Origin of the sequence: Anaerofustis stercorihominis (genome assembly GCF_024623185.1) — a bacterium.
GTDB lineage: Bacteria > Bacillota > Clostridia > Eubacteriales > Anaerofustaceae > Anaerofustis.
Map to the genome: position 1 here is coordinate 1 of NZ_JANJZK010000051.1, position 2,403 is coordinate 2,403.

Annotated in this window: 1 protein-coding gene; it reads left to right on the forward strand. The window is 33.0% G+C overall.

Features of this window, described 5'->3' with window-relative positions:
* Positions 1–626: 626 nt before the first annotated feature.
* Positions 627–2,403, forward strand: a 1,777-nt coding sequence (locus tag NSA01_RS09910; RefSeq protein ID WP_257481299.1) for a leucine-rich repeat protein, incomplete at its 3' end; no start/stop codon positions are given.

The following is a 2,403-nucleotide window of genomic DNA, read 5'->3' on the forward strand; positions in this document are numbered from 1 at the left end:
AAGTCCATCTAAAGGACTTTTTTTAATGATAAGAAAGGGAGCAGGTTAGGAAATGGGAGATAATTATTTTAAATAAGAACTGTATAGCGAAGATTATTGTATATAACAAAGTATGGTTAATGAGTAGTAAATAAAAAAGAGCAAAAGAGGACGTAAATATTATTATATACTAATCATCAACCCCTGTGACAAAGGTATGAATAAGTATAAAGAATAAAAAATAGAAAAGAATATAAACGTGTAAGAAGAGAAGGAGCTCATATAAGGTCCTTTTTTAATGAGATAAATAAGTAATAAAGGAAGTAAAAATCAGTATATAAGGTAATGCTGAATAAAAGTAGTATAGAATAATAAGTTAGTAATAAGGAGAAGTAATAATAAAGTAAGGAGGAACGATGAATGAGAGTAAAAGAGAAAGGAAAGTAATGTAAAAAATAATGAGGTAAAAGAAAGAATAATTAGGAGGTAGATAAAAAGAAAGTAAAGAGAAGATTAAAAATAAGACAAAAAGGAGTCAAAAAAGGATAAAAAATCAGTCAAAACATAAATAACCCTATTTTTCGTACAAGAAGCATTTAGTAGGATAGTAGAATATTAAAGTAGTATAAAATAGGGGGAAGTATGAGATGAAGAAATCCGTAAGACTATTTGGTATTATATTATTTGTGATAGTAATATTATCTTTTCGAGGAGGCGGTGTAAAGGCGTCGAACGAAGAGTATACATATAAAGAACTTTCTGAGGGAAATATTGAAATAGAAAGTTATATGGGAAATGATAAAGAAGTAGTTATTCCTGATGAAATAGGTGGTAAGAAAGTTGTAAGCCTCGGGGAATATTCTTTTTGCTGGTCTGATATAGAAAAAGTAACGTTGAATGAAAGTCTTGTGAAAATATCAAGATATACATTTACATCTCTGCCAAATTTAAATGAAGTAATGTTCAATAAAAATTTAAAAGAAATAGGCGAAAATTCTTTTGTTAATTGTAGGAGTCTGACCTCTGTAAATATACCTCAGGGAGTAGAAAAGATAGGCGAAAGTGCATTTAATAAATGTACTTCTCTTGAAAATGTAAATCTGTCCTGCTCGATAAAAACTATAGAAAAAAATACTTTTTTCGGGTGTATATCCTTAAGGGATATAACGATGTCTGATGATATAACAACCATAGGAGACAGCGCTTTTCATGGATGTAAGGAACTTGAAAGTATCTGTCTTCCTGAAAATCTGAAAACTATAGGGGAAAGCTGTTTTAGCGGCTGCAGTTCTTTGAAGAGTATTACAATACCGAGAGGTGTTACCGGTATAGGTAAAAATGCGCTAAAGGGTGTGGCTGATGATTTTAAGATACATAATAATTCTATTGTGGAAATAACCGATGATATATATCCAAGTGAGGATATAACGAATAAGTATGTTTCCTTGAGTTTAAAGTATAATTCTGGCGGAAGTGCAGAATTAAGGTGCGTAGATGATATAATAAAAGAAAGAGCATCTGTAAAAGTCGGAAGTAAGGTAAAATTAAATATAATCAGTGATATCGGTAATATATATAAAGTCAAAGTAAACGGAGTATACATTGCAAAACCTTATGAGTTTACTGTTGGTAACTTAGATTATAACGTGGAAGTGGAATTTAAGAAATGTAGAGCTCATGATTATTGTGATGATAATATCGTTTATAAGAAAGCAACTTGTACATCAATAGGGACTGTTACTAAGAAGTGTATATATTGTTCCTTACCTGTTACACAGAAGAATAGCGAGGCATTGGGACATAGTTACGGAGGATATGTAACGGATAAGAAGTCTACATATAAGTCTTACGGAGAGAAATCCAGACATTGCAGCAGGTGTAATAGCAGGATAAATATAACAAAGATACCGAAGTTAATATATGTGAGTAAAGTAAAACCAAAAGCGGGAAGTAAGAGGCTTGAGGTTGGGAATAGATATAAAATGTCGATAAGTGTATCGCCTTCAAGTGCTTATAATAAGACGTTTAGATATGTTTCAAGCAGTAAAGTATGCAGTGTAAGTTCAAAGGGAGTTGTTAGCGGGAAGAGAGCGGGAAGCTGCAGTGTGAGTGTGATAGCGAAAGACGGGAGCGGGAAGAAGGGGACGGTAAAGATAAAAGTATACCCGAAGAAGATAGCAAAAGTAAAGTTAAAGAGCACAAAGAAGAAGGCGAAAATAAGTTATGGTAAGAGTTTGGGAGCGAGTAAGTACGAGATATACAGATCGACTAAGAAGAGGAGCGGGTATAAGAGGATAAAGGTGACGAGAAATAGGAGTTATGTGGATAAGGGAGTAAAGGGGAGAAGGGTTTATTATTATAAGGTAAGGGGAGTTAGCGGAAAGTATAAGTCTAGTTTTTCTAGGGTTGTTAGGGTTAGGGTGA